Annotated in this window: 30 protein-coding genes; 12 read left to right on the forward strand and 18 right to left on the reverse strand. The window is 65.4% G+C overall.

All coding sequences use genetic code 11. The features are described 5' to 3' along the window. The first annotated feature begins 441 nt into the window (after positions 1-441). On the forward strand, positions 442-2,040 hold the full coding sequence (locus OG716_RS23860) for a sensor histidine kinase (RefSeq protein WP_405132985.1): 1,599 nt from the start codon (positions 442-444) through the stop codon (positions 2,038-2,040). 142 nt (positions 2,041-2,182) lie between these two features. Here OG716_RS23860 and OG716_RS23865 read toward each other — a convergent pair whose 3' ends face one another. The 5 genes from OG716_RS23865 to OG716_RS23885 all read right to left on the reverse strand — a co-directional run bounded on the left by OG716_RS23865 (position 2,183) and on the right by OG716_RS23885 (position 5,870). Beyond that, positions 2,183-2,740, reverse strand: coding sequence for a sigma factor (locus OG716_RS23865; RefSeq protein ID WP_405132986.1), 558 nt, complete (start codon positions 2,738-2,740; stop codon positions 2,183-2,185). Positions 2,741-2,839: 99 nt separating this feature from the next. After that, positions 2,840-3,076, reverse strand: a complete 237-nt coding sequence (locus tag OG716_RS23870) for a ferredoxin (RefSeq protein WP_405132987.1) — start codon at positions 3,074-3,076, stop codon at positions 2,840-2,842. Next, the gene (locus OG716_RS23875; RefSeq protein WP_405132988.1) at positions 3,073-4,344 is read right to left on the reverse strand and encodes an NADH-ubiquinone oxidoreductase-F iron-sulfur binding region domain-containing protein; all 1,272 of its coding nucleotides are present in this window, start codon (positions 4,342-4,344) and stop codon (positions 3,073-3,075) included. The genes OG716_RS23870 and OG716_RS23875 overlap by 4 nt, the downstream gene beginning before the upstream one ends. Then, positions 4,341-4,907, reverse strand: coding sequence for a ferric reductase-like transmembrane domain-containing protein (locus OG716_RS23880; protein WP_405132989.1), 567 nt, complete (start codon positions 4,905-4,907; stop codon positions 4,341-4,343). Before OG716_RS23880 ends, OG716_RS23875 begins: the two co-directional genes overlap by 4 nt. Before the next feature lie 3 nt (positions 4,908-4,910). Further along, positions 4,911-5,870: an FAD:protein FMN transferase gene (locus tag OG716_RS23885; RefSeq protein WP_405132990.1), complete on the reverse strand. Its 960-nt coding sequence runs from the start codon at positions 5,868-5,870 to the stop codon at positions 4,911-4,913. A 392-nt stretch (positions 5,871-6,262) separates the two neighbouring features. Here OG716_RS23885 and OG716_RS23890 point away from each other — a divergent pair, with 392 nt between their 5' ends. The 4 genes from OG716_RS23890 (at position 6,263) to OG716_RS23905 (ending at position 9,680) form a co-directional block, all read left to right on the forward strand. Then, positions 6,263-6,946 carry a response regulator transcription factor gene (locus tag OG716_RS23890; RefSeq protein WP_405132991.1) on the forward strand — a complete coding sequence of 228 codons (684 nt, stop codon included), beginning with the start codon at positions 6,263-6,265 and terminating at the stop codon, positions 6,944-6,946. 47 nt (positions 6,947-6,993) lie between these two features. Then, a complete protein-coding gene (locus OG716_RS23895; RefSeq protein WP_405132992.1) occupies positions 6,994-8,169 on the forward strand; it encodes a sensor histidine kinase in 1,176 nt (391 codons plus the stop codon). A gap of 97 nt (positions 8,170-8,266) precedes the next feature. Next, complete coding sequence (locus OG716_RS23900) at positions 8,267-8,791, forward strand: DUF2231 domain-containing protein (protein WP_405132993.1); 525 nt, start codon at positions 8,267-8,269, stop codon at positions 8,789-8,791. A gap of 346 nt (positions 8,792-9,137) precedes the next feature. Next, on the forward strand, positions 9,138-9,680 hold the full coding sequence (locus OG716_RS23905; protein WP_405132994.1) for a DinB family protein: 543 nt from the start codon (positions 9,138-9,140) through the stop codon (positions 9,678-9,680). Positions 9,681-9,686: 6 nt separating this feature from the next. On the opposite strand, the gene OG716_RS23910 is transcribed toward OG716_RS23905, so the two are convergent. Then, the gene (locus tag OG716_RS23910; RefSeq protein ID WP_405132995.1) at positions 9,687-10,046 is read right to left on the reverse strand and encodes an Rv2640c family ArsR-like transcriptional regulator; all 360 of its coding nucleotides are present in this window, start codon (positions 10,044-10,046) and stop codon (positions 9,687-9,689) included. Between the two features lie 97 nt (positions 10,047-10,143). On the opposite strand from OG716_RS23910, the gene OG716_RS23915 reads away from it, so the two are divergent. From OG716_RS23915 to OG716_RS23935, 5 genes are all read left to right on the forward strand, one after another. Beyond that, complete coding sequence (locus OG716_RS23915; protein WP_405132996.1) at positions 10,144-10,671, forward strand: ArsI/CadI family heavy metal resistance metalloenzyme; 528 nt, start codon at positions 10,144-10,146, stop codon at positions 10,669-10,671. Positions 10,672-10,702: 31 nt separating this feature from the next. Next, positions 10,703-11,482: an arsenite methyltransferase gene (gene arsM / locus OG716_RS23920; RefSeq protein WP_405132997.1), complete on the forward strand. Its 780-nt coding sequence runs from the start codon at positions 10,703-10,705 to the stop codon at positions 11,480-11,482. Positions 11,483-11,562: 80 nt separating this feature from the next. Then, entirely contained in the window at positions 11,563-11,943 is a 381-nt protein-coding gene (locus OG716_RS23925) for an ArsR/SmtB family transcription factor (protein WP_405132998.1), read from the forward strand. Beyond that, entirely contained in the window at positions 11,940-13,046 is a 1,107-nt protein-coding gene (arsB, locus tag OG716_RS23930) for an ACR3 family arsenite efflux transporter (RefSeq protein WP_405132999.1), read from the forward strand. Before OG716_RS23925 ends, arsB begins: the two co-directional genes overlap by 4 nt. Next, the gene (locus OG716_RS23935) at positions 13,043-13,450 is read left to right on the forward strand and encodes an arsenate reductase ArsC (protein ID WP_405133000.1); all 408 of its coding nucleotides are present in this window, start codon (positions 13,043-13,045) and stop codon (positions 13,448-13,450) included. The genes arsB and OG716_RS23935 overlap by 4 nt, the downstream gene beginning before the upstream one ends. An 81-nt stretch (positions 13,451-13,531) precedes the next feature. Here OG716_RS23935 and OG716_RS23940 read toward each other — a convergent pair whose 3' ends face one another. From OG716_RS23940 to OG716_RS23960, 5 genes are all read right to left on the reverse strand, one after another. After that, positions 13,532-13,867, reverse strand: coding sequence for a YnfA family protein (locus OG716_RS23940; RefSeq protein WP_405133001.1), 336 nt, complete (start codon positions 13,865-13,867; stop codon positions 13,532-13,534). Between the two features lie 51 nt (positions 13,868-13,918). Further along, positions 13,919-14,371 carry a MerR family transcriptional regulator gene (locus OG716_RS23945; RefSeq protein WP_405133002.1) on the reverse strand — a complete coding sequence of 151 codons (453 nt, stop codon included), beginning with the start codon at positions 14,369-14,371 and terminating at the stop codon, positions 13,919-13,921. After that, positions 14,368-14,712, reverse strand: coding sequence for a hypothetical protein (locus OG716_RS23950; RefSeq protein ID WP_405133003.1), 345 nt, complete (start codon positions 14,710-14,712; stop codon positions 14,368-14,370). Before OG716_RS23950 ends, OG716_RS23945 begins: the two co-directional genes overlap by 4 nt. A 109-nt stretch (positions 14,713-14,821) precedes the next feature. Continuing rightward, entirely contained in the window at positions 14,822-15,538 is a 717-nt protein-coding gene (locus OG716_RS23955) for a cation transporter (protein ID WP_405133004.1), read from the reverse strand. Further along, positions 15,538-15,867 carry an ArsR/SmtB family transcription factor gene (locus tag OG716_RS23960; RefSeq protein ID WP_405133005.1) on the reverse strand — a complete coding sequence of 110 codons (330 nt, stop codon included), beginning with the start codon at positions 15,865-15,867 and terminating at the stop codon, positions 15,538-15,540. The genes OG716_RS23955 and OG716_RS23960 overlap by 1 nt, the downstream gene beginning before the upstream one ends. Positions 15,868-16,670: 803 nt before the next feature. Here OG716_RS23960 and OG716_RS23965 point away from each other — a divergent pair. After that, on the forward strand, positions 16,671-17,105 hold the full coding sequence (locus OG716_RS23965; protein ID WP_405133006.1) for a hypothetical protein: 435 nt from the start codon (positions 16,671-16,673) through the stop codon (positions 17,103-17,105). A 55-nt stretch (positions 17,106-17,160) separates the two neighbouring features. Here OG716_RS23965 and OG716_RS23970 read toward each other — a convergent pair whose 3' ends face one another. From OG716_RS23970 to OG716_RS23995, 6 genes are all read right to left on the reverse strand, one after another. Further along, positions 17,161-17,379, reverse strand: coding sequence for a hypothetical protein (locus tag OG716_RS23970; RefSeq protein ID WP_405133007.1), 219 nt, complete (start codon positions 17,377-17,379; stop codon positions 17,161-17,163). A 410-nt stretch (positions 17,380-17,789) separates the two neighbouring features. Next, the gene (locus OG716_RS23975; RefSeq protein WP_405133008.1) at positions 17,790-18,017 is read right to left on the reverse strand and encodes a hypothetical protein; all 228 of its coding nucleotides are present in this window, start codon (positions 18,015-18,017) and stop codon (positions 17,790-17,792) included. 258 nt (positions 18,018-18,275) lie between these two features. Beyond that, on the reverse strand, positions 18,276-19,142 hold the full coding sequence (gene lgt, locus OG716_RS23980) for a prolipoprotein diacylglyceryl transferase (RefSeq protein WP_405133009.1): 867 nt from the start codon (positions 19,140-19,142) through the stop codon (positions 18,276-18,278). A gap of 193 nt (positions 19,143-19,335) precedes the next feature. Continuing rightward, a complete protein-coding gene (gene pstS, locus OG716_RS23985; protein WP_405133010.1) occupies positions 19,336-20,454 on the reverse strand; it encodes a phosphate ABC transporter substrate-binding protein PstS in 1,119 nt (372 codons plus the stop codon). 226 nt (positions 20,455-20,680) lie between these two features. After that, positions 20,681-22,003, reverse strand: coding sequence for a sensor histidine kinase (locus OG716_RS23990; RefSeq protein WP_405133011.1), 1,323 nt, complete (start codon positions 22,001-22,003; stop codon positions 20,681-20,683). 49 nt (positions 22,004-22,052) lie between these two features. Continuing rightward, positions 22,053-22,790: a response regulator gene (locus tag OG716_RS23995; RefSeq protein ID WP_405139871.1), complete on the reverse strand. Its 738-nt coding sequence runs from the start codon at positions 22,788-22,790 to the stop codon at positions 22,053-22,055. A 499-nt stretch (positions 22,791-23,289) separates the two neighbouring features. On the opposite strand from OG716_RS23995, the gene OG716_RS24000 reads away from it, so the two are divergent. Beyond that, positions 23,290-24,003 (forward strand): hypothetical protein, encoded by a 714-nt coding sequence (locus tag OG716_RS24000; RefSeq protein ID WP_405133012.1) that lies wholly within the window; start codon positions 23,290-23,292, stop codon positions 24,001-24,003. A 272-nt stretch (positions 24,004-24,275) separates the two neighbouring features. On the opposite strand, the gene OG716_RS24005 is transcribed toward OG716_RS24000, so the two are convergent. Beyond that, positions 24,276-25,220: a DMT family transporter gene (locus tag OG716_RS24005; protein ID WP_405133013.1), complete on the reverse strand. Its 945-nt coding sequence runs from the start codon at positions 25,218-25,220 to the stop codon at positions 24,276-24,278. Between the last annotated feature and the right edge of the window lie 62 nt (positions 25,221-25,282).

The following is a 25,282-nucleotide window of genomic DNA, read 5'->3' on the forward strand; positions in this document are numbered from 1 at the left end:
ATAGCGAAGTCACATAACCCAGTAGGCACAACGGCCGATGCGCAACCGGATTCGCAGGAAACTCACAGCGATCAATTCGAATTGAAAACGGACCAAAGGGTATTCACTGAGAGTCACGCCAACTCCTCCCTCCTTGTCACATGCTGTGCCGACAAACACCTGCGCGGCGATGACCAGGCCCGGTCCTTGTGTTCTTCCGAGATATTCAGGGGCGCAGGAGAACCGCGAGCCTGACGATGTGCACGACGCGCGACGCCTGATTGCTGGGCTGCAGTCCGGTCGATCCGGAGCAGTAACAGCAGGAAATAGCACTCACAGGAAATACCCAGCGCGTTCAGAGGTTGCGTATGCGCGCCCGGGGCAACCTAGACCGATGTCCAACCGAGCTCCCGGAGCGCGACTGTCCGCCATCCATGACGAGTCGAAGGTCGTCAGTACGCCATGCGGACCGCAGGCGAGCCAGTGGTGAGTGTGCGCAAGACACTTTCGCTGCGGGCATCGGCCGTGCCGCTGCGCGTCGGGCTGGTAGTCGCGCTGGTGGCGTTATCCGGGCTGGTCCTGCTGGCCTGCGGCGTCGCAGTAACCTCGGTGCTCGGCCGTTCCCTGGCACAGCGGACAGACGAGCAACTCTATGACGCGGCGCGTACCTGGGCACAGCCGCGGGCGATGAAACAAGTGACCGCCAATGACGGCAGCACACAATGGATCCCGGCCAATATGACCGCTCCGCCCACCCAGCCCAATCCATCGCGAGAGCAGCCCCGAAAGTTCTTCGAGCAACGCAAGGGTCCCGATGGAGCGCCCTACCTCGAACTCAACGGCGGCGACAATTCTTCGGGCACACCGGATCTCAGCACACAGAGTACTGACCGTCCGAAAACCGTCGATTCCACCAATCGCGCCGGCGTGCACTGGCGAGTGCTCACCACCACCAACGAATTCGGCTCGACTACGATCGGGCTGCCGCTGAGCGACAACGAACACATCGTGTCACGGTTGATCTACTTCGAAATCGTCACCGCCGCATGCGCATTGCTGGTGCTCGCCAGCGGCGGTTATCTCGTCGTGCGACGAAGCCTGCGGCCGTTGCGCAAAGTCGAAGAGACCGCGGCGGCGATCGCGGACGGTGATCTGCATCGGCGGGTACCGGTGCGAGGGGTCAATACCGAGGTCGATCGGCTGGCGCAATCGTTGAACGTCATGCTCACCCGGATCCAGCAGGGTGTCGCGGCGACCGAGGCGTCCGAGGAGGACGCCCGCCGCTCGGAGGCACGGATGCGGCAGTTCATTGCCGACGCCAGCCATGAGTTGCGCACTCCCCTGACCACGATCCGCGGCTTCGCGGAACTGTACAGGCAGGGTGCCAGCACCGATCCCGACACGGTACTGGCCCGCATCGAAACTGAAGCCGGGCGCATGGGTTTGCTGGTCGAGGACCTGCTGATGCTGGCGCGCGTCGACGCCAAGCGCCCGTTCGACCGCAAGCCGGTGGATCTACTCGGTCTGACGGGCGATTCGATTCACACGGCACAAGCTGCGGTCGCCCGGCAGCGCAAGGATCCAGCCGGCCCGCAACCGCGCATCGGATTGGATGTCGAACCGGGTGAGGGCACGATGGAGGTAGTCGGCGATGAGACGCGGCTGCGTCAGGTGCTGACCAACTTGCTCGGCAATGCGCTGAACCACACACCTGCCGGCACACCGATCACCGTGCGTCTCACACCGTCCGTCGACGAGGTACGCATCGACGTGATCGACTCCGGGCCGGGCCTGTCGCCCGAGGCCGCGACACGAGTGTTCGAACGGTTCTACCGCACCGACAGCTCTCGTACCCGAGCCAGCGGCGGATCCGGACTCGGCCTGTCGATCGTTCAGGCGATCGTCTCCGCGCACGGCGGGCGCGCCAGTGTGCAGAGCGAACTCGGTCACGGGGCGATCTTCACCGTCATCCTTCCCCGAGAGGGTTCCCTTCCCTCCCCGCCCGAAGCGCTCCAACATATTTCGAGCGCCGGCACGGCCGAACTGGCAGAATCCCGATAGCAAGTGCCTGCGCCACTACGGACAACGCCCTGATCGCTCGGACTCTGCGGGCTTTGACCGCTGGTGCCGCGCAGCACGGGAGGCGGCCGTCATGATCGCCGCAACGGGTGGATGAGCACGGGACGTGTGCCCCCGAACAGATTCAGGCGTCGACCGTCACACCTTGTGCAGAGCATTCGGCCCGGAGTGCGCGCATCGCGTAGTGCAGACGTGACTTGACCGTGCCGCGTGGGACATCGAGTTCGTCGGCGATCAATTGTGTACTCGCGCCTGCGTAGTACGCATACAAGATGACGACTCGATGATCGTGACTCAGCGTTGCCAGAGCACGCCGGACCACCACGGTAACGGCAACGCCCGCGCACGGATCAGCGATGCCGGGCTCGGGCAGCCCGTCCGCGCCGGCGACGAATTCGTGCCGCCGCCGACCGCACCGAAGCTCGTCATAAGCCAGGTTCCGCGTCACCGTGAACAGCCACGAGCGCAGTGTCCCCGGCGACTGGCTGAGCAAATTCGGGTGCTGCCACAGCCTGACGATCGCCTCCTGCGCTATGTCGTCGGCGCGATTCGAATCTCCGACGAGACGATCGGCGAAGCGAGACAACGCCCGGCGGTATCGCCGGTCGGCCTCGCCCAGGCGATCGGACCGACAGCGATGTTCGACGCAGTTTGTCCTGACCTGATCTCTCACGCGGTTCACTCCTCGTCTATCGAATCTGTTCGACGCGATACCCGCAATCGAACTCGCCGAACGCTTCGACGTACTCGGCGGCGGCCCTCGTCCCGATCGATCGTCGGATCAGCTGTCGCGGAGCGGAATCAAGGTCAGAGCCAGGCGCGGGCAGAGCGCGACCGCGTCGCGAGCTGCGACGCCATATCGGGGACTGATTACCGGCGTAGTAAGAGAAACGGGATAACCCCAGTCGTCGCGGTCGAGGATTTCGGGGAGCAATTCGATGCACAGTCCCCGCCCATCACATCGGGTCCAGTCGATGTGCAGCCGCCAGGTGTCGTCTCCGGGGACGGTGTGGGTCATCGCGGGCTCCTGATTCCGGTTGCGGCGAAGGCTGCCTGACAGGTGCCGCGCGCATGCAGCTGAACATCATCGGCGAAAACGGTCAGGGCGGATCGCACGATGCGGGCAGTGCCGTCGGGGTGGTGGCAGGATCCGCGGCCGTCCACGAGGTGCGCCAATCGCATGACCTCGGCGGGATCACCACGGTGCCCGTAGGCCAGTTCAGTGAAGGCGGCGGCGAGTTGCGGGAGCCCGTTGCGGCACGGCCCGCACTGCCCTGCGCTCTGTTCGGCAAGGTAGGTGGTGATGTCGGCGCTCGCACGCAGACCACAGTCGGTGGTTGGGAGCACCCGGAGCAGTCCCGCGCCGAGTGTGGCGCGTAGTGGGCGCAGCGCGGTTGCCGACAGTGCGGCTCGCTGCAGCGCCGCGCGGGGGACCCAGGTGCCGTGGTATCCGCCGATCAGCACGGCCCGCACCGTGCCGGGATCGGTGTGTCCGGTGCGGGCGATCACGTCGAGCAAGGAAGTGCCGATGGGCACTTCGACGACACCTGTCACCGCCGTCCGGGACAAGGTGACAAGCATGGTGCCGGGCTCGTCGGTGGTGCCGAGAGCGCGAAACCAGCGCAGCCCGTAGCGGGCGATCAAGGCTACCTGCGCGAGGGTCTCGACATTGTGCACCAGTGTCGGTCGGCCACGTAATCCCGCTTCCGACAAGCTCACTCGCTGATCGCTGGGCAGCGCACGCCGCCCGGCGATGCGGTTGACGACGGCAGACTTCTCGCCCGCCAGAAAAGTCGCCGGTGCGGCGGTGAGCTCGATGCGGGGTCCGCGGTATCCGGCGGCGTGTCGTTCGGACAGCGCCTGACGTACCGGATCGAGCGCTGGCTCCGTCGCATACAGGTGGCACTGCTGCGCACCCAAGGCATCAGCGACGACGGTCAGCCCGTCCAGCACCAGGTGCGGAGCGCGGGCAAGCAGAACAGCATCCTTACTGCTTTCGGGTTCTCCCTCGGCGCCGTTGGCGATGACAATCGGCCTGCGGCCCGCACCGACCGCCGCCATTTTGCGTGCGGTGGGGAATCCGGCGCCGCCACGACCGCGCAACCCGGCAGCGGCGACCATGTCGATGAGCATCTGCGCATTCGCCGCCGCCGCGAGCGGACCATGACATGCGATGTGCGCGTCCAGTTCCGGCCCGGCAGCGGCCAACAGGCGACGCGCACCCGAGGGAGGAACAGACCGGATATCGTTGTGCACGGCGACAATTGGTGCGCGGTGATTCTTCATCGGATACTCCCCTCGCGCGCTTGCCCGAATTCGGCGAAGTCGCGGCTGATTCGCCAAGCCAGCACCGCCGCCACGGTGAGCGTGCACGCCGCTGCGATCGCGAGCATCCATGGCCGCCCCGCGTCTGTTCCGGCACCGAGTGCGTGGATCAGCGCGACCGGCCAGAAGGCATAAGTGGCCCAATGGATCACACGAAACACTCCGGGGCCGAGACGACGGCGCAACAGTGCGGAAACCACGATCGCGACGAGCAGATCGACGGCGACTGTTCCCAGTCCCAACCACAGCGGACGGTAGTGTCCCGCGAAGGGCACCAGGACGTCGACCAATCGCAACTGGGAATACGGATCTGCCAGCAGGCTGAGCACGTGGACGGCGACCAGGGTGGTCGCGATCAGCGCGGCGCCGCGGTGTAATTCGGCAAGGCCGAAGCGGGGTAACACCAGCGTGCGCCCGGAGCGGGCACCGATGCCGGTGACCACCGACACGGTCAGCATGACGAGGGCGATGATTCCGCTCCCCCGGCCGAACGCCCAGAGGGCCTGGTCCACATTGGTCTGCATCGCCTACGCCTCGTCGCTCTCGGCGGGCCAGTTGCCCAGGGTGCTGATCCGGCCGTCGCGATCGACCAGCCGGGCCGGCAACCCGGATCGGCGAAGCTCGCCGAAAGCCGTCCTGCCACGGACGATGCTCGCGGTGCTTGCCGCATTCGCCGCCAGGCACGAGCCGGCCGCGACGGAGACGGTGCGCCACACCGGGTCTGCCGCTACCCCGGTCCGCGGATCGACGATGTGGTGCACGAGCCGGCCGCCGTGGAACCACCGTCGGCGCAGGGTGCTGGAGGTCGCCACCGCCGCCCCGCCCGGCAGCCGAATCTGGCAACCCGGTTCGGCAGGCCCGTCGCGCACCTCGATCTGCCATCCGTTCGCCGGTGCGGGCCCGGCGGTGGCGATATCGCCACCGAGACCGACCAGCACTCCGCAATCGAGTTCGCGCGCCACCAGGTCTGCACATCGGTCCGCGGCGACAGCCTTGGCCGTCGCCCCGAGATCGAGCAGGACACCCTCGGGCACCGTCACGGCGTGATCCACGAGGGTGATCGTCGACCAATCAGCACGCCGGGTGACCGTAACCCGCACGGGCGCAGCCTTTTCCATGACATCGGCGTCGGCGATCAACGCATAGTCGCGGTCGTAACCCAGATCGACCAGCACAGCCCCCACAGTGGGATCGACGTCGCCATGGGTGGTCTTCGCGACCTCGAGCGCGGCACGCAAATAGTCGGCGAAAAGTGCACTGACCTGGACGGACCGGCCACCGTGGGCACCCAGCCGAACGAGCTCCGAGTCGCTGCGAAACCGGCTGCACGCCCGATCAACCGCGTCCAGGTGCGCACGGACCAGGTTGCTGGCCGACGCCAGCCTGGCTGGATCGGTGACAACGAGCCGGGCCGTCGTGCTCCACAGCGCCCATTCAGCAGCTACGGGCCGGTTCGGGTCGGTGCGCACCGACAGGCGAGGGGACATCACGATCCGCTCGAGCGCGCGTGCGACGAGCCTGTCCCCGGCCGAATCTGCGGCACCGCACCGCTGCCGACTCCGTTATCTGTTCCGGGTGAATTCGATTGTCCTGCAGTCGAAGCAGTGCCATTGCCAGGTGTCGATACCGGGGCAGCGCTGGTGTCGGAATACGCGGTCACCGAGGCACCGACGGTGCCCGCCACACCGAGAGCCAGCAGTGCCCCGATCGCGGTGCGCCCGGCGTGGCGACTGGGTTGCGAAAACGCCATGGCTCACCTCTTCCTCGTCGACAGCGTCGAACACCATCCTGCGCATCTACTCTTGGAACGTTCTGGGAATCCGCCCTGCGTATGCTCCGGGAGCAGCGTTCCGGAGCAATTCGATGGCACGCTGGCAGCATGCTCGCTACCGACACCGACGGCCCCCGGGTGTTACTGATCGAAGACGACCGCCAGCTCGCCGAGATGGTGACGAGACTGCTGGTCGACGAGGGTTACCGGGTCGAAGCGGCCGGGGACGGGCAGAGCGGGCTGCACCAGGGGTTGACCGAAGAGTTCGAGGTGATGATCATCGACCGCGGACTGCCGGTGCTGGACGGATTGGATCTGCTGCGCGCACTACGTGAGCGAGCGGTCATTACCCCCGCACTGGTCCTCACCGCCCGCGGAGCGCTGGCGGACCGGGTGGAAGGTCTCGACGCCGGCGCTGAGGACTACCTCGTCAAACCGTTCGAGATCCCGGAATTTCTCGCGCGGATTAGAGCCCTGCACCGTCGGCACCTTGTTACCGCCGTGTCACTTCCGGTCGGCGCACGGATGCTGGTGCTATCGAACCGTACAGTCATCGACCCGGACGGCGCCCACAACGAGGTGATCTTGTCCGAGCGCGAGTGCGGACTGCTCGCGACCCTGGCCCGGGCGCCCAGGCAAGTGTTCACCCGGCCGCAACTGCTCGATCTGGTCTTCGATCGAGCCGACGCCATCGGCACCGTCGATACCTACGTGCACTATCTGCGCCGCAAACTCGGGCGCGAGGTCATCGACACCGTGCACGGGCTGGGCTATCAGCTCGGCCGCCGGTGAAACCGCGCCGCCGCGACAGACCGGCCGCGATACCGACCGAACGGATCGTGCTGCGGCGCACCGCACGTGCTGCGGCGGTGCAGTCCGCGCTCGCGCTCGCCGCGGTGCTGGTAATGGTCGGAGTCGCGCTCTACATCGCCGATGCACACATCCAGAACAGCCAGATCGACGAGCAACTCTCCCAGGTCGCCACGAGCGTCGACGATGTCGGCGACCCGCCGCCCGGAATGGCGATCGCCATCAGCGAGCCCAGCGGCCGCACCTCCGTCAGCCCGAACGCACCCGCGCCGACCGCCAACGCGGTCACCGAACCGGTGGGCTACCGAAATATGCGAGCCGGCGACGTGGACTACCGAGCTCTGGTGGTCGACCAATCCGGTAGGAAGATCGCGGTGCTGCTGGACCTGACACCCTGGCAGCGAGGGCTGCAGCGATTGCTGCTTGCCCTGCTGGCCGCCGAACTGGCCGGCTTGGCCGCCGCCGCCGGTGTTGCCGTAGCGCTTTCGCGCCGCGCGATCCAGCCGTTGGCCGCGGCACTGGATCTGCAGCGACGCTTCGTCGCCGACGCCTCGCACGAACTGCGCGCCCCGCTGACCGTGCTGCACACCCGGACCCAGTTGCTGGCTCGCCGAAACGATCTCGACGACGCGTTGAGCGCCCAACTGCACGGGCTTGTCGCGGACACCCGTGCGCTCGCCGACGTCGTCGACGACCTGCTGCTGGCCGCGACCGCGCGGCACGAACCCGGCCGCAACGAGCGCGTCGAACTGGTCCACCTGTGCCGCGAAGTCGCCGAAAGTGTTGCCGCAGAATCGGATTCTCGTGGTGTCGCCGTCGATGTCATCATCGACCCAGCTTCCGAGAACGTCAGTATCAGCGGCGTCCGCCCCGCCCTGCGACGAGCGGTCTTCGCGCTCGTCGACAATGCGCTCAACCACGAAAAGCCTGGGGGCACCATCACTTTGAGTGTTACCCGGGCAGGCGGCGAGGCGCGGGTGACCGTCGCCGACACCGGGCCCGGACTCGAACCTCGCAATGCCGAACAGCTGTTCCGCCGGTTCGCGCACGGTGACGGGCACAGTGCGGGTGTCAGAGGACATGGGATCGGCCTCGCGCTGGTCCGCGAGGTGGTCGAAGCTCACGACGGGTACATCACCGTCGGCGGTGCGCCAGGCCTGGGCGCGACCTTCACGATGCACCTGCCTGTCGCCGCAAGCCGGTGACCGCCGGGTCGTCCCGGCTCCCAGAATCTTCGAAGAACCGGCCACTACGCTGCGCTCGACCGACTGCCACACATCGCGACCAAGGAGCCGTGCCGATTTGGGACCCACCACGATCAACGGGCTGCCCGCCCACGTCCTGTTCGTTCACATCGTCGTGGTGATGGTGCCACTGACCGCACTGCTGCTGACGCTCTCGGTCCTATGGCCGGCCGCCCGGCGGCGCCTCGGAATCCTCACTCCCATAGCGGCGTTCGCCACGCTCGTCTCGGTCCCACTGACCTCACACGCTGGTGAGTGGCTCGAACACAATTCAGCGCGCAACCCGCTGGTGCGAGCCCATGCGCATCTCGGTGATCAGATGCTGTTCTGGTCGGCAGGGGTGGTTCTGCTCTCCGCCGCGTGGTGGGCCATCCACGACGAGCGGCTCCGCACCCGGCTGAGATGGCCGGCCGCACAGGCGAAGACGGCCGGCGCGAACAAGGCCATCGTCATTGCGGTGGCGGTCGTGGCGCTCGCGGTATCGGCCGGCTCGGTGGTCGCGGTCTACCGGATCGGTGACAGTGGCGCGAAAGCCGTGTGGCACGACCAGTCCAGCTCCACCGCATCGGCGAACGGCTCCTGAACGGCGGCAAGCAGCATCCGCTCACCCGCGCGAGCCGATTCGACCTACGCGCTCCGCGCCTGGATGCTACCCGACCGCCCGATCCAGTCCGCACCACCGAATTGAATGGCGCTGCAACGATTCTGCCGGCTGCCGAGCTCGGCGAGGGTATATGGAGGAGGCTGCGCCCACGAACCCATCGTGAGCCCGCGGGGCCCGGCCACTGCCTCTTGCCAAGCGGTGTATCGCTACCGTGACCGCGTGTGGAGTACACGTTCGGACCGAGGATCTCTTGACTATCGGCGTAACCGCGCGATGATCGATCTGTGCGGGTCCAGATTCCGGCATGCCGAATAGAGGTGCGTCGATGTCACAGCCACAGATCGACCGGGAAGCGTTGAGCGCGGACCTGGAACGAGTACGGCACGACTTTCACCGACTTCTGGCCGCCACGGGCGACGAGGAGTGGGCGACGCGATCGAACGGCACGCGGTGGACGAACGAGGAACTTTTGTTCCACATGGTTTTCGGGTACATGATCGCCCAGAAACTGCTCGTTCTCATGCGCCTGTTCGGGCGATTACCCGCCGGACCGAGTCGGGCGTACGCCGGACTGCTGAATGCGACGACACGACCGTTCGACGTCATCAATTTCTACGGCTCGCGGGTTGCCGCGAAGGTCTACAACCGGCGCCGGATGGGGGCCAAGCTCGATCGGGTGATCGGTTCGATGCAGAGATCCTTGCGGCAGCAAACCGATGCGGACTTCGCCCGCGGGATGCATTACCCGAATCGCTGGGACCCGTACTTTCACGAGTACATGACCCTCACCGACATCTACCGGTATCCGGGGCAGCATTACGACCACCACCGAAACCAGTTGACGATCAACGGAACTCGCCAGCCGTAGTGCGATTCAGGTGCAGCAGTTGGGGTCCAGGACCAGGCACAGCGCCGACAGAGCATCTCGCCTCGCGCGGTGGTACATGTTCATGCCGCGGCGTTCGGACTCGATCAGGCCGGCCTTCTTCAACTGCCCGAGATGGTGGCTCAGTGTCGACTCGGCCAGCCCGACCGTCGCGGCCAACGTGCCGGTGTTCTCCTCGCCGAGCGGGTTGGTGAGCAGCAGCGACATCAGCTTGACCCGCACCGGGTCGGCGAGCGCTTTGAGCCGCAACGCGACTTCCAGTGCGGCGTCGTCGTCGATCGGCCCGGCCGCCACGGGTGAGCAGCAGACCGGGGCGGACATGTCGATCACGGGCAACGTCTTGGGCATGAAACCAATCCTAGACACCTTCTTGACATATGTCGAAGTTGTGACCGAGACTGGTCCTGCAAGTACTTCGACATATGTCTCACAAGCGGAGGTTCTCATGTCTCGTATCCAGCTCGCCCTCAATGTCGACGACCTCGATCAGGCGGTGGCGTTCTACTCGACCCTGCTCAACACCGCGCCGACCAAGCGCAAGCCCGGATACGCCAACTTCGCGATCGCCGAGCCGCCGCTCAAGCTGGTGCTTCTGGAGAACCCGGGCCAGGGTGGCAGCATCAATCACCTCGGTGTCGAGGTCGATGCCTCCGACCAGGTGCACGCCGAGATCGCCCGGCTTTCGGAAGCGGGCCTGTTCACCGAGGAGCAGATCGCGACCACGTGTTGCTTCGCCACCCAGGACAAGGTGTGGGTCACCGCCCCCGATGCCGAGCGCTGGGAGGTCTACACCGTCCTCGCGGACAGCGAAACCTTCGGTGTGACACCGGAAATCGCACTCGCCGACGCGGCACACAAGGATGATCAGGCACCGTGCTGCGGCACCGCCCAGCAAGCCGCCGCCGAAGGCGCCTGCTGCGGCAGCGACGCCAAGGCCGACGCCCTGACCTCCGGCGCCAACTGCTGCGGCTGACCCCCCGCAGCCCCGAACGCAGGAGATAGCCATGGATTCCGACCCGGAACAGATGCTCGAGGCAGTACGCGCGCGGTATGCCTCAGCGGCAACACAATTCGCCGACACCGCGCAGATCTCCGACGACGGCGGTTGCGCACCGGCAAGCTGCGGCACCGGTGAGGTGCGTTTCGACGACGCCGGTTTCGGCGCCCGCCAGTACTCGGCGACCGAGCAGGAAACCATTCCCGCCGACGCCGTCGCCGCGAGCCTCGGGTGCGGCAACCCCCTGGCGGTGGCGGACCTGTCGATCGGGGATGTGGTCCTGGATCTGGGATCGGGTGCGGGCCTGGACGTGCTGCTGTCCGCACGCCGGGTCGGCTCGACCGGCAAGGCTTACGGGCTCGATATGACCGAGGAGATGCTCGCGCTCGCCGAAGGCAATCGGCGTGAGGCGGGTGCCACCAATGTCGAGTTCCTCCGAGGCACCATCGAAGCCATCCCTTTGCCTGCGGGGTCGGTGGATGTGGTGATCTCCAACTGCGTGATCAATCTGTCGGTCGACAAACCGGCGGTGTTCGCGCAAGCCTTCCGGGTCCTGCGGCCCGGCGGCCGGTTCGGCGTCACCGACGTCGTCGCCGACGATCACCTCACACCGCAGGATCGCCTCGAACGCGGGAACCATGTCGGCTGTATCGCCGGGGCGCTGACCTTCACCGAATACGAGGCGGGCCTGTCCGCGGCCGGTTTCACCGGTATCGAGATCACCGCAACGCACAAGGTGGCCCCGGGCATGCACTCGGCGATCGTCAAGGCCACCAAGCCGCGATAATCAGGCCGGGGCTCGGCCGGGTGAGTTCGTTCACCGGGTGTTCGTTTGCCTTCGGGTTCGATATCCATCAATATCGACGGGTGTCGAATCGAGAATTGCCGCTCACGGAGGTGACCTCACCAGCGTGTGAGGTCACCTCCGTCGTGCGCCGCCCCTTGACCCCGGTAGCAGCCGGGGATCTGGCGGCAGCGTTCAAAGCCCTGTCCGACCCGGTGCGGTTGCGGCTGTTGTCGGTGGTGGCCAGCCGCAGCGGCGGCGAAGCCTGCGTGTGCGACCTGTCCGAGGGTTTCGACGTCGGCCAGCCCACCATCTCCCACCACCTCAAGGTGCTGCGCGAAGCCGGGCTGCTCACCAGTGAACGCCGCGCCTCCTGGGTGTACTACAAGGTCGTTCCGCAAGCGCTGCAACACCTTTCGCAGGTGCTGCTGATGCACAGCGACACCGCGGAGGTGCACGCGTGACCACGAGCAGCCAGCAGCCCGGTGTGGTCGGCAAGCTCTCGACCCTGGATCGGTTCCTGCCGGTCTGGATCGGCGTCGCGATGCTCGCCGGACTGCTGCTGGACCGGTTGATCCCCGGGCTCGGGGATGCGTTGAGCGCGGTGCAGATCGACGGAATCTCCCTGCCCATCGCGATCGGGTTGCTGATCATGATGTACCCGGTGCTGGCGAAGGTGCGCTACGACCGCCTCGACACCGTCACCGGCGACCGGCGGCTGCTGCTGGGGTCGCTGCTGCTGAACTGGGTCCTGGGCCCGGCGCTGATGTTCGCGCTGGCGTGGATCTTCCTGGCGGATCTGCCCGAGTACCGGACCGGACTGATCATCGTCGGCCTGGCACGCTGCATCGCAATGGTCATCATCTGGAACGACCTCGCCTGCGGGGACCGCGAAGCCGCCGCCGTGCTGGTCGCCCTGAACTCGGTGTTCCAGGTCATCATGTTCGCGGTGCTGGGCTGGTTCTACCTCTCGGTCCTGCCTGGCTGGCTCGGGCTGGCACAAACCACCATCAGCACCTCGCCGTGGCAGATCGCGAAATCGGTGCTGATCTTCCTCGGAATCCCTTTGCTGGCAGGGTTTCTGACCCGCCGCCTCGGCGAACGAGCGAAGGGCCGCGACTGGTACGAGGGCACCTTCCTGCCCCGTATCGGACCGTGGGCGCTCTACGGCTTGCTGTTCACAATCGTCATTCTGTTTGCCCTGCAAGGCAAACAGATCACCTCCCACCCCGTGGACGTGGTGCGGATCGCGCTCCCACTGCTGGCCTACTTCGCGATCATGTGGGGCGGCGGGTACCTGCTGGGCGCGGTGATGGGTCTCGGGTACGAGCGCACCACCACACTGGCGTTCACCGCGGCGGGAAACAACTTCGAACTCGCCATCGCTGTCGCGATCGCCACCTACGGCGCCACCTCCGGACAAGCACTCGCCGGCGTCGTCGGACCACTCATCGAAGTCCCGGTCCTCGTCGGCCTGGTCTACGTATCGCTGACCCTGCGCCCGCGATTCCGCACAACAACGCCCGCCCCCACAGCTGCCACCGCGAAAGAAGTGCTGGGACAATGAATACGACACCGTCTGTGCTGTTCGTCTGCGTCCACAACGCAGGACGCTCCCAAATGGCCCAAGGCTTCCTGACTCAACTCGCCGGTGACGCCATCGAAGTACGCTCCGCCGGAACCGCACCCGCCGACACCATCAACCCCGCCGCCGTGCTGGCGATGGCCGAACTCGGCATCGACATCACCAACCAGCAACCCAAGATCCTGACACCCGACACGGTGCAAACCTCCACAGTCGTCATCACCATGGGCTGCGGCGATGCCTGCCCCTACTTTCCGGGCGTCGACTACCGCGACTGGAAGCTCGACGACCCCGCCGGCCAGGGTCTCGACGCCGTCCGCCCTATCCGCGACGAAATCCGCAAGCGCGTCGAAGAACTCATCACCGAACTGCTACCCGGCAGGTAGCTAGGCTCCGCCAACCATCCGCTGTTGCCGATGGTCGAGCATGTGGTTTCGACACCGCGCTCCGGCGCTCGTGTGCCACATTTATGAGCTGTGCGGTGCGTACATGATGATCGCTACGCCGGCCAGGCAGACGAGCGCGCCGGTGAGGTCCCAGCGGTCGGGTCGGAAGCCATCGAAGACCATGCCCCAGATCAGCGAACCGGCGACGAACACGCCGCCGTAGGCGGCGAGGATGCGCCCGAAATCTGCGTTGGGTTGCAGGGTGGCGACGAACCCGTACAGGCCCAAAGCGATGATGCCTGCACCGATCCAGGCCCAGCCGCGATGTTCACGCACCCCTTGCCATACCAGCCAGGCCCCGCCGATTTCGGCGACAGCGGCGAGCGCGAACAACATGATCGAGCGCAGCACAGTCATAGTGGACGACCCTACGAAACCGCGGTCGAGGTGCGACGACGTGTGATCTGCTCAGCAGCCACAGGCGTCGCCTGGTACCGAAGCGGCCCCGATGTCGCCGTCGAAAGGTATAGGGCAGCAGGACTGTTCGCTGCATATGAGCAGATCCTCACATCCGGCGGCCAGCGCGGCGCGCAGGGTATCGCGCACGGTGGTGAGCTCGGCGAGTCTGGCATCGACTTCGGCGAGCTTGGTGGTGGCCCGCTCGCGCAGGCCGGCGGCCGGGCGGCGTCGGCGGCTTCGGGTGACCTCGAGCAGGTCCGCGACTTCTTCGAGGGTGAACCCGAGACGTTGCGCGGCCTTGATGACGCGCAACACGGTAACGGTGTGCGCAGGATAGAGCCGGTGTCCGCCCAAGGACCGGTTCGGTTCGGCCAGCAGGCCCCGGCGCTCGTAGTAGCGCAAGGTCTGGATGTTCACCCCCGCCGCGGCGGCAACCGCGCCGGTGCGCAGACCCGGACTCATGAGCTGTGTCCGGCGGCGGTGCCAGCCTGGTTTTGCAGGGCGTCGAGAACTTCCACGTGGGCGAGCGGGACGTCGATGTGCATGAGCGAGCCGCCGGTGACGGGTTCGAAGGTGAACGTGAAGAACGAGCAGCACTGCGTTTCCCTTGCCGCCAGACCTCGGCCGATGGTTTCCGAGCCCGGTTCCAGCTTCAGATCCAGCCGCGTGGGGGTGGGGCGTTCGATCCGCTGTACCGCGCTGGCGAGGAATTGATCGAACTCCGCCACCCGGATCGGCTGCTGCGCGGTGGGCAGCGTGCACGAGTCCGGCACCCAATCACCGGAGGCAAGATTGATCGTCATAGACCAACGGTAAACCTGTACCTGGGTACCGACTGCAACACCGGATTCACCACTTCGCACCGAAGGTACGGTCGGTGCAGCCGGGAAGCCCGCACCGATGATCGGTTGTTCAGTCGCAGCATTCGCAGTCGTGATCAGCGGCTTGCTTACCGGCGCTACGAGCAGCTGGAGGTGGGCAGCAGGTGTCGCCGTGCCAGGCGTTGACACCTTCCCTGACCGCGATGATCGCGATGATCAGGGCGGCGATCGAGTCTGCCCACGACCAGCCGAACAGAGTGTTGAGCAGCAACCCGACCAGTAGCACCGCCGACAGGTAGGTGCACAGCAAGGTTTGTTTGGAATCGGCTACCGCAGAAGCTGATCCGAGTTCGCGCCCTGCCCGGCGTTGTGCCCACGACAGCACCGGCATGACTGCCAAGCTCACTGCCGCCAATGTGATACCGATTGTGGAGTGCTTGGCCTCACCGACACCCAGTAGCCCGCGGATCGCGTCGATACTGACGTAGGCGGCCAGCGCGAAGAACGAGAACGCGATGATCCGCAGCGCGACCTTCTCCCGCTTTTCCGGGTCCCGGGCGGCGAACTGCCAGGCGACCGCTGCCGCAGACGACACCTCGATGACCGAATCCAAGCCGAAACCGATCAGGGCGGTCGAGGACACGCGCGCGCCCTCGCTCAATGCGATGATCGCTTCGATCACGTTGTAGGAGATCGTCGCCGCGACCAGCCAGCGAATCCGGCGCGCCAACAGCGCTCGCCGTTGACGCGACGGACTCTGCAGTGTCACCGCCGACGACAGCGGCGGCATCCCCAGAGATTGCGACATCAGCAGCACCCCTCGGTATCGGAGTCGGAGCAGCACGCCGGATCGACAGCCAGCACCAGCCCGGTCAGATCTTCCAATGCCCGCCCGATCCGCGCGTCGGCCAGCTCATAGCGTGACCGGCGTCCCTCGGGAACGGCCACCACCAGGCCGCAACCGCGCAGGCACGCAAGATGATTGGACAAGATCTGACGGGAGACTCCGATCTGCCCGGCCAGATCGGAGGGATAGCTCGGTGCCTGACGCAAGCTCAGCAGGATCTGGGTGCGGGTCGGATCCGACAACGCATGCCCGAAGCGAGCCAGCGCGCCGCGATGCAGGAGGGTGTCCACGACTATGACAATACATCAGAATCTGTATTCAGAAATTGATGAACAGTGACATCGGAGTCAAACCTCAGACGTCCCGTCATGCCTGCGGGCTCTGGCGGTCACCCGACCGGCCACTGAACGAATTGCGCAGTGGCCACTGATTTCAGGCAGTGCGACGTTCGGCGAGGTAGGTATGCCAGTCGCGTTTGGCGATGCGAACCCACCGCACGGTGGTGCCCGGAGGCAGGCCAAGCAAATTGAGCGATGCGTCGGCAAGCTGCAGCGGGCTACGAAACGCTAGTTTGGTCAGGCAGTCTCCGGCATGGTCGAATCGCTCACAGCTGTTGCATCAGAAGCAATTCCATTCGATAACCACAGCGAGGGTCTCCGTGACCACCATGGCGTACGGCGCTTAACCGGTGCGGGTGTGGTCGATCTGCCTGGCCGTAACGATTTCGGGATGTTGCTGCCGGTGAGCGCCCCGCTCGACACCGCGCTGGAACCGGCTACAACCGGGATTACGCGTGAGGCTCGGGATCGGGTACGGACGGCGATCCGGAGCACCCGTTGCGCTCACGCCGTCCTCTGTGACCGCTCGAGCGCGGTGATCGACCGGCGCGTGCCGGACTAGCGTAATCGGTTGTCTGCGTGCCGAGTTCGCGTCGTAGCGGTGGGCGGTGGGCGCCCAGTCGTCGGCTGGCGTGGGCATGTCGTCGTGGCCCCCGCCAACCGATCACCACACCTCACCCACCACCCATCCGGCAAAGCGGAATCTCGCGCCCAACTGGATGATTTGGTGAATTCCCTTCTGTCTCGTTCGATCGATGATCCCGCCGATCTCCGAATCGAGCTGGTCGGCTCAACTCGCCGTGGCAGCGCGCCGTGAACTCGGCGCGGCCCGCCGGGTCTCCTCCGGCGGGGCCCTCACGCGTGACTCGACGGGCGGTCGGCGGGAGCGCCACTGCGCGACCTACACGATCGATTCCGCGTCCACCGTCACCGATCGCGGTGACGAGGTCCATGCGACGGTCTCCGGCCCGCTCACCAAGGACGGTGCCCGGGCGCTCAACGCACGACTCCCGCTCGACAACCGTGAACCGGGTCGACGTCCATATCAGCACCGACCCGGTCACCGCACTGCTGCTGAACTACGGCCGCATCGGGCAATGAAAGCCCACACACTCGCCGGCCAGGTGCTGACATGGGGCCGCAAACCTTGGCTCGCAACCACATTCGCTCAGCGGTTCCTTCCTGCCTGATAGTCCGGAAGAGCCTGACCGACAACAGAACTCCCAGCCGAGAAGCCTGGCGAAGTCAGGCCGGTCGACGAGTTCCCTCCACGGTATAAGTCACCGGCCAGCGCAGGACCCCGGGTGAACTCTCCTGAGCGAGGCCACGTTCGATGATGACCAGCTGCTGCCAGGTACGGGCCAGGGCAGCCTCGACGTTGAGACGGATCGCGGCATCGAGTCCGGCTGGTGTCATCGCCTTCGGAAGAAATACGTTCATCTGTCCGGTGCACGGTTCGGTCATAGAACCAATCCTGGCCCAGAGCCCTCGGTCGTGGGCACAATCCGCAGCAAGTCGATCATGGCCGATCCCTTCTTGTCAGCACGGATCGTCGCTCGACGCGGCAGGTAACGCTGAAGTCTGCCTGGACCTTGTCTCCCGAAGTGCGTGGGCGGCACGCCCACCGCACACGCCAGCCGGACGCCCCCAACGACGTGGACTCCCGCCGTCAAACACCCTGTTGCGTGAGAAGTCGGTCGCCCGCCTCTAGCGTGGTGTGGCGGCGCGGAAACGATGATACGCAACGGTTTTCGCTGGGCCGGGCCGCACAGGGGTCCAACGATCAGCGCGGGCGTGACTGGCGTTCTCGGCATTTGATCGGCACGACATATCGGTACATGTGGCACGCAAGGTCACCGCTACGATCCCGCCGCTCAACTGACGATCCCGTCGCCTTTCACCTGCTCGAACACCCGATTCAGGGTCGCAAGGTCGTGCTCGAGGAACCTTTCCAGATCGCCCGCCCGGCGCGGGGCAGTGCTGTGACGGCGGACGAGCTCGGCAATGGCTATTAACGCCTCGACGTCACGGACCTGCTCGGCGATCAACTCGAGCCCACGGAAGCATCCCCCGCGGCGCCAGTGCGCAAACTGGCGCTCCAACTCGCGACGCTCTAGATATCCGGACAGCTTCTACATTCACCTGCCGAACCAGGCTCCTACGGAGCGCAATCCGAACCCTGCAGGTTGTTGATCGTCAGCAACTCCCAAATCGTAAGGAACCGCTTGCGCCCCAGCGTGTCCGCAACCTCAAGCGTTCCCTATCTGTGGCGACCCGTGCGATCAGCGATATCAGCGGTCATGAGCAGGCACAGCTAGGCGCTCTCCCCAGAGCGGCGGCTGTTCGAGATCGCACAGAGCTCACCGGTCGCCGTTCGCCTCGCCGAGAATCTCCGCTGGCACTGTTTCGAGAGTCGGTGAGGCGTCCTGGCCTCTGCGAGATGAGGAGGGGCGCAACAGGACCACGAGCGCGGCGATGAACACGATGAGCGATGTCCAGTCGTTGAGCCGCAGTCCGAACAGATGGTTGGCGTGGTCGACGCGCAATGCCTCCACACCCGCACGGCCGAGGGTGTAGGCGGCGACGTATATCGCGCACAGCCGACCACGAGAAAGCTTGCGGTGCTTGTCGATCCAGAGCAACAGCAAGGCGACGCCGATGTCCCAGAGCGACTCGTACAAAAACGTGGGGTGATACAACGCGATCGAAGTGGTGTCGGCGGGGCGATGAGCCTCGTCGATGTGTAGCGCCCACGGCAGCCCGCTGGGGTCTCCGAACAGCTCCTGGTTGAAATAGTTGCCCCAGCGGCCGATCCCTTGCGCGAGCGCGAGGCCGGGAGCGACGGCATCGCCCAGATCCCAGACATTGATACCGCGCCGCCGGCAGCCGATCCACGCGCCGACCCCGCCAAGCACGACCGCACCCCAGATGCCCAGTCCGCCGTCCCAGATGTAGAGGGCGTGGATCGGATCGCGGCCCGGTCCGAAATACAGTTCAGGATCGGTGATTACGTGATAAATCCGGCCGCCCGCAACACCGAACGGCACCGCCCACAGCGCGATGTCGAGGATGTCCTCCGGGTCGCCCCCGCGCGCGGCCCAGCGGCGGCGGGTCAGCCAGATCGCCGCCATGATTCCGGCCAGAATGCATAGCGCATAGGCGCGCACCGGAAACGGGCCGAGCCACCACACACCTTGGGACGGACTCGGAAGATATGCCAGAACCACCAGATTGTTCCTCTCGATCACTCGAACCGACGCCGTGACCTGGCCCGGCAGCACACGCCCACCCTACTGCGACGTCGGCAGGTCGCCCATGACCAGATTTGTCACATCGACCGTCGCGAAAAAGCACCACCGTGGCCCGCGTAATTCGCCGGGTCACGGTGGTCTTCGGGCTTGGTCGATCAGCGTGAGCAGGTCACGAGATGGCGTTGATCGCCGTGGTCAGCTTGGTCTTGAACGCATCCGGAATCGGGATGTAGCCGGTCTGGTCGAGACCGCTCTGACCGTTGGTGATCGCGGAGGTCATGAACGCCTTGACGGCCGTGGCGGTGCCGGGGTCGCTGTACTTCGAGCAGACCAGCTCGTAGGTGGCCAACATGATCGGGTACGCACCCTGGGCGGTGGGCTTGTAGAACGAGCTGGTGTCCAGCACCAGGTCGTTGCCCTGGCCCTTGACCTGCACGCCCGCGACGGCCTTTTGCGCCGAATCCACGGTCAGCGCAACCGGAGTCGGGCCGGCCGAGGTGACGATCTTGGCCATATTCAGGTTCTGTGCCTTAGCGAAGGACCACTCGTTGTAGGTGATCGCGCCCTTGGTCTTGTTGATCGCGGCGGAGGTGCCTTCGTTGCCCTTGGCGCCCTCGCCGACCCCGCCGACGAACGACTTGCCGGCGCCCTTGCCCCACGCACCGTTGGAGGCAGCGTCGAGGTAGAGCTGGAAGTTGTCGGAGGTGCCCGACTCGTCGCTGCGGTAGATCACCGTGACGGCGTCCGACGGCAGGTTGACACCCGGGTTGAGCGCCTTGATCGCCGGGTCATCCCACGTCTTGATGCCACCGTTGAAGATCTTGGCCGCAGTCGGGCCGTCGAGCACCAGGTCCTTGACGTCACCGAGGTTGAAGGTGATCGCGATCGGGCCGAATACGGTCGGCAGATCCCACGCCGGCGCACCGCAGTGCGCGGCCGCCTTGTCGGGCTCGCCCTTCTTCGCGTCCAGCGGAGAGTCCGAGCCGCCGAAATTGGTTTGGCCGCCGATGAATTCGTTCACACCGGCACCGGATCCGCTCGAGGTGTAGTCGAGGCTGTACCCGTCGCAGTTCTGCTCATAGGCGGCGATAAAGCGATCCATCGCGTTCTTCTGCGCCGAGGAACCACTGGCCTTCAACGCCTTCTGCCCGCCACAGCCCACATCCGCTTTCACACCACTGCCACCGGCGGTGGTGGTGGCGTTGTTGTCACTGCCACACGCGGTCAAGGTCAGCACGCTCGCGGTAACAACGGCACCGAGCACCATGCTGCTGCGCTTGAAATTCATCGATTCCTCCAGGAATTGTTTCGCCTCAGCGAAATTAGAGCAACCCGGTTGCCGTAGACACTCGATAGAATGACACGAAGGTGAACAATATCCCGCCACGCACCATGGGCGGAAATATTACAATTATGACGATAACTGCAATTGTGTGACGAATCGTTCGGGCGGAGTACGCGCCGCCCGGACACACCGAAGTGATAATCGGATACGAGTGATCGGCAGCCCGGTGTCAATTGACGGGCGGTGCGATGCGTGGCAAGCGAATCGTGAAGCGCGCTCCCCCGCCCCGTCGTCCTTCGCATTCGACTCGCCCATCATGCGCGGCAACCGTTTCCGCGACCAGCGCCAGCCCGATGCCACTGCCGGCATCGGAACCGCGAACTGTCGGTGCCGTCGCGAACCGTTCGAATATGCGGTCCCGTTCCGCGGCCGGCACGCCCGGCCCAGAGTCGTCGACAGTGATCACCACTTCCGATTCGGCACGAGCGACCCGAACACCGATCACACCTCCGCCGTGCCGGTCCGCGTTGTCGAGCAGATTGCCGATCGCCCGTTCCAGCTCGAGCTTGCGTCCGCGAATGACCGCATCGACCGCCACCGTCAGCAACTCCGGTGCGTACTGGCGCCCGGCGAGCGTGTGCGTCACGAGTTCGCCGACCGCCAGCGGTTCGGTGTCTCCGCGGTGCACACCGGCTTCCACCCGCGCCAATTCCAGCATGTCATCGAGGAGCCGGCGCAGGTGCTCGAGTTCGGCGCTGAGATAGCCGAGCGCGCGGCGTGGTCTCGGCGACAGCTCCTCCAGGTGCTGATTCATCACTCCGACGCTGGTCATCAACGTGGTCAGCGGTGTCCGCAGCTCGTGGCTGATATCGCCGACGAAACGCCGCTCGCGCTCGATGCGCGTCTGCAGTGAGGCGACCATGGTATTGAAGGCATCGACGGTGGTGTCGAGGTCGGGATCGTGAGTTCGCGTGAGTCGCAGTTCGAGGTCCCCCGAGGCGATTCGGGCCGCTGCCCCGGAGACGTGGTGCAGTGGGCTGAGCACCCGGCGGCTGGCCCACACGCCCAATCCGGCGCCCACCATCGTTGCGGCCAGCGCGCTGACTATCAGGAGATTCCGCAACATCCGCAGTCTCGAATCGAGTTCCACGATGGGGCTGAACTCGTACATCATGTCGTTGCCCTGACTCAAGCGCAGACCGACTCGAAAGTAGGGTTGCCCGGCGACGGACACTCGTTGTATCCCGGGCATCGGATCGCCGATAAGTGGCGCAGGCAGCAGACGATCGGCGCCCAGCGCCGGATCGGTACCGTACCAATCGGTTCCGCGTCGGACCAGCAGGATCGTGCCATCCGGCGGTTCCATCGTCGCCAGTGCGGCCGCGGGGTCGGGTCGGGTCGCCAGCGGTCGCAGCATGTCGCTGTAGGCCCGCGCCACGCGGTCCGCCGAGCGCATGCGCTGGTTTTCCATATAGCGGTGGCCGATGGAGTAGACCGAGACCGCCAGCAGCAGCGCGACCAAGCCCGAACTCAGCGCGAACGCGATAATCACACGTGCCCGCAGACTTCGCGGCAATCGGCGCAGAACAGCGGCGCGTATCTCAGCGCTGTGCATCGATCCGATATCCGAGACTGCGCACCGTCACGACGATGCGAGGATTCGACGGATCCCGCTCGATCTTGGTGCGCAGGCGGCGCACATGGACGTCGACGATGCGTTCGTCGCCGAAATAGCCTCGGTCCCAGACACGTTCGAGGAGGGTCCCGCGACTCAGGACGTGCCCCGGGTCCGCAGCCAGTTCACACAGCAGACGGAACTCGGTGATCGTGAGATGCAATCGTTCGCTGCCGCGCCGCACTGTGCCGGCCCGCGGCGACAGAACCAACGGCGCGCGCGGATCGGCGTCCAACAGCACCTCGTCCGCTGTGACGGGAGCTTCCTCCGGACTCGCGTCGTCACGTACCGCGGCCAATCCCGCGCGACGACGAAGTGCCCGCATACGGGCGGTGATCTCCTTGATCTCGAACGGTTTCGTCACATAGTCGTCAGCCCCGACCTCGAGCGCCGCCACCACATCGTGTGTGTTGTCGCGTGCGCTCACCACAATGATCGGCACGTCGTAATCGCGGCGAACCTCGCGGATACAGGTGAATCCGTCCATGCCGCCGAGCATCAAGTCGACGATCATCACATCGGGCGCACCATGGCTGCGGAGGTGCTCGAGGGCATGTTCCGCCTGGCTGGCCTCGGCGACTTCGTATCCCTCCCCCTCCATCGCAAGCCGCAACACACCACGGACCCGGTCGTCGTCCTCGACGATCATCAGACTCGCGCCCATACCCAAACCTTCATCTACTCGGATGCGTTCATCACGGCACCACGGCCAACCTCCACGGACCGGTACAGACCAGAAGGATATGGTCTGCGCGCGCAAAAGCACCGCCCTCATGCCTTTCCTCACAGTGCGCTCGGGACAACGCCTCACCGGGTTCCGGCCTTTCAAACGAGAGACTCGGTGCGGCACGGTCACAAATTCGCTTAGGCCGGAACAGTATTCACCCCGCAGCTCATCAATGTCACTGCGGTACGGCTATCCGCGATCCCAGTAGTCGCCGGACACCCGGTAGCGCGACCACGTTGCCAGGCGTGATCGGACTCGGCGCCCTCGGCCCTTAACGCGATCTCAATAAACTCCATAGTGCTGCAATGAACTCGACTGCCGCGCATTGTCGGTCGTTCATCCGATGGAAGGTCCGTGGGTAACTCTGCGTTCTCGGGGGTCGGTTTCGATCTACCCGTTCCCCCTGCGGATATACCTGATGAGGACACCGAACCAAATGCAGACGAAGAAATTCAACGCGACCGCAGCAATGCTTATCGCCGCCATCGGAATCACTGCGGGCGCCGCGGGCAACGCTGATGCCGCGCCCGAGGTCACCAGCGCGAATGCCATCGACTACACCTTCACCAACACCGAGCAGAACGTGGTTATCAACACCGATGCCGGTTCGCTTGCGGTCGAGGACGGTGCGTTCAAAATCAAAGCCGCCAATGGTGCGGTCGTGGCCGGCACTCCGCTCACTTTCCGTGTAGACGACTTCGTCTTCCCGATCGCCGCGGAGATCAAGGACCGCACGGCGACACTGACGCCGCAATTCGACCAGGCCCACGCCGTCTACCAGCCGGTCGCACTCCCCTACGAGGACCAGGCCCCGTTCAAGAGCGATTACGACCGGGAGCAAGCTGCCTGGAACCGCATGACCAGCACCATCTCCACCGGGGCCACGATCGGCACTCTGGTCGGTGGCATCGGCGGCGCGGCACTCGGCTGCGTTGTCGGCGGCGCCGTCAGCGCGACCGTCACCGGTGCCCTGACCGCGATGTTCGGCGCACTCCCAGCCGGCATTGTCGGCTGCATCGCGGGCATGGCCACGGTCGGATTCCTCGGCACCCTGGCAGGACAGCTGTTCGTGACCGCTCCGGTCGCGATCCTCGCTGCCGCTCAGTACTTCACCACCATCAACCAGCCGTCGATCGCCCCGAAGAAATAGCCTTCCGGCCTCCGCCAACCTCGCACGGGACATAGTCCCCGTCCGGCCCATGCCGGACGGGGACTTTCCTAGCCGGAATCAGGGAAACCGATTATGCCCCAACGGATCCGGTTCCAACTCCAACGTTTCCAGTCCGCCGCGTGACGGCGGTACGATTGGCCGGGCGCCACGGTCACGTTGTGACCTACCCCTTATTCATGCCCCTCGAATGCGAATCAAGACTGCTGCCAACGTAATTCGGAGTACTTGGCGGGCCTCCCGCGATTACCGCGTCACCGTTCCGCAGTCCACGCGACGGCTCTCGTCGGTGCCGCCGGTTGCGATTGCGCGGATGTCGGCGAACTTCTGCCACCGCGCTGAACGGCGAGACCGACCGAACCGAGCACGATCGCCGCGCCGATCAGCAAACGCGCACTCAGGTGCTCCCCGAGCACCGCGATACCGGCGACGACGCCGACTACCGGGACCAGGTACGCGGTCAGTGCCGCCGTCGTGGGACCGAAGCGGGCGATATTGCGATAGTTCATCAATTCGGCTCCGGCAGTGCTGATTACGCCCAGCGCGAGCAGGCAACCGATTCGGACCGGCGTCAGCTCCAGGCGTGCAGTGTCGGTGGTGACGGCCGCGATGGGCAGCAGCACCAGAACTGCTCCGGCCTGGATGACAGCCGCGATGTAGAGCGGTGTGCGGTGGGAGAGGTTGCGGCGCAGATACGTCCAGCCGAATCCGTAGCATCCCGATGCCGCCAGCACGGCCAGACAACCGCGCCAGGACGAGCCGGTCATGCCTCCCGTGCCCAATCCGGCGAGCACGGCGACTCCCAAAAGCCCCGCTCCGGCAGCGCCTATCTGTCGGCGACCGGGGCGATAGCCCAGCAATATGATCGCGAAACCTGTTGTCCACAAAGGGACAGTCGCATGGAGCACCGCCGACAGGGACGCGTCGACCTGCTGCTGCGCCCAGGCGGTCAGACAGAACGGCACCGCGACAGTGGTGACCGCGAGTACAGCCAGATGCAGCAGGTCCCGGCTCCCGGATACGGGAACATCCCGTCCGGCCCGCGCCTTCGATCTCACGAAGGCAATCGGTGTCAGCACTGCACCGGAAAGCACTACGCGAATGAAAGCGATACCGAAGGGCGGCACACCCGGTAGCACCATCTTCATCAGAACCGAGGACAAACCCCACATAGTCGACGCCAGCAGCACACCGAGCACGGAACCTCCGGAATCATCGACGAACCCGGCACTCAACGAACCCGATCAGCGATGACCTCCGT

This window comes from Nocardia sp. NBC_01388, from assembly GCF_045040085.1.
In the GTDB taxonomy this organism is placed as follows: Bacteria; Actinomycetota; Actinomycetes; order Mycobacteriales; family Mycobacteriaceae; genus Nocardia.

Excerpts from the sequence above, each read along its gene's own strand:
- OG716_RS23940 (WP_405133001.1), bottom strand. The coding sequence starts at position 13,867 with ATGACTGTGCTGCGCTCGATCATGTTGTTCGCGCTCGCCGCTGTCGCC.
- OG716_RS23950 (WP_405133003.1), bottom strand. The coding sequence starts at position 14,712 with ATGACGATCAATCTTGCCTCCGGTGATTGGGTGCCGGACTCGTGCACG.
- OG716_RS23935 (WP_405133000.1), top strand. The coding sequence starts at position 13,043 with ATGAATACGACACCGTCTGTGCTGTTCGTCTGCGTCCACAACGCAGGA.
- OG716_RS23995 (WP_405139871.1), bottom strand. The coding sequence starts at position 22,790 with ATGGGCGCGAGTCTGATGATCGTCGAGGACGACGACCGGGTCCGTGGT.
- OG716_RS23860 (WP_405132985.1), top strand. The coding sequence starts at position 442 with ATGCGGACCGCAGGCGAGCCAGTGGTGAGTGTGCGCAAGACACTTTCG.
- OG716_RS23870 (WP_405132987.1), bottom strand. The coding sequence starts at position 3,076 with ATGACCCACACCGTCCCCGGAGACGACACCTGGCGGCTGCACATCGAC.
- OG716_RS23910 (WP_405132995.1), bottom strand. The coding sequence starts at position 10,046 with ATGCCCAAGACGTTGCCCGTGATCGACATGTCCGCCCCGGTCTGCTGC.
- OG716_RS23905 (WP_405132994.1), top strand. The coding sequence starts at position 9,138 with ATGTCACAGCCACAGATCGACCGGGAAGCGTTGAGCGCGGACCTGGAA.
- OG716_RS23885 (WP_405132990.1), bottom strand. The coding sequence starts at position 5,870 with ATGTCCCCTCGCCTGTCGGTGCGCACCGACCCGAACCGGCCCGTAGCT.
- arsM (WP_405132997.1), top strand. The coding sequence starts at position 10,703 with ATGGATTCCGACCCGGAACAGATGCTCGAGGCAGTACGCGCGCGGTAT.
- OG716_RS23880 (WP_405132989.1), bottom strand. The coding sequence starts at position 4,907 with ATGCAGACCAATGTGGACCAGGCCCTCTGGGCGTTCGGCCGGGGGAGC.
- OG716_RS23945 (WP_405133002.1), bottom strand. The coding sequence starts at position 14,371 with ATGAGTCCGGGTCTGCGCACCGGCGCGGTTGCCGCCGCGGCGGGGGTG.
- pstS (WP_405133010.1), bottom strand. The coding sequence starts at position 20,454 with ATGAATTTCAAGCGCAGCAGCATGGTGCTCGGTGCCGTTGTTACCGCG.
- OG716_RS23890 (WP_405132991.1), top strand. The coding sequence starts at position 6,263 with ATGCTCGCTACCGACACCGACGGCCCCCGGGTGTTACTGATCGAAGAC.
- OG716_RS23965 (WP_405133006.1), top strand. The coding sequence starts at position 16,671 with ATGATCCCGCCGATCTCCGAATCGAGCTGGTCGGCTCAACTCGCCGTG.
- OG716_RS23955 (WP_405133004.1), bottom strand. The coding sequence starts at position 15,538 with ATGTCGCAATCTCTGGGGATGCCGCCGCTGTCGTCGGCGGTGACACTG.
- OG716_RS23915 (WP_405132996.1), top strand. The coding sequence starts at position 10,144 with ATGTCTCGTATCCAGCTCGCCCTCAATGTCGACGACCTCGATCAGGCG.
- OG716_RS23875 (WP_405132988.1), bottom strand. The coding sequence starts at position 4,344 with ATGAAGAATCACCGCGCACCAATTGTCGCCGTGCACAACGATATCCGG.
- OG716_RS24000 (WP_405133012.1), top strand. The coding sequence starts at position 23,290 with ATGCAGACGAAGAAATTCAACGCGACCGCAGCAATGCTTATCGCCGCC.
- OG716_RS23970 (WP_405133007.1), bottom strand. The coding sequence starts at position 17,379 with ATGACCGAACCGTGCACCGGACAGATGAACGTATTTCTTCCGAAGGCG.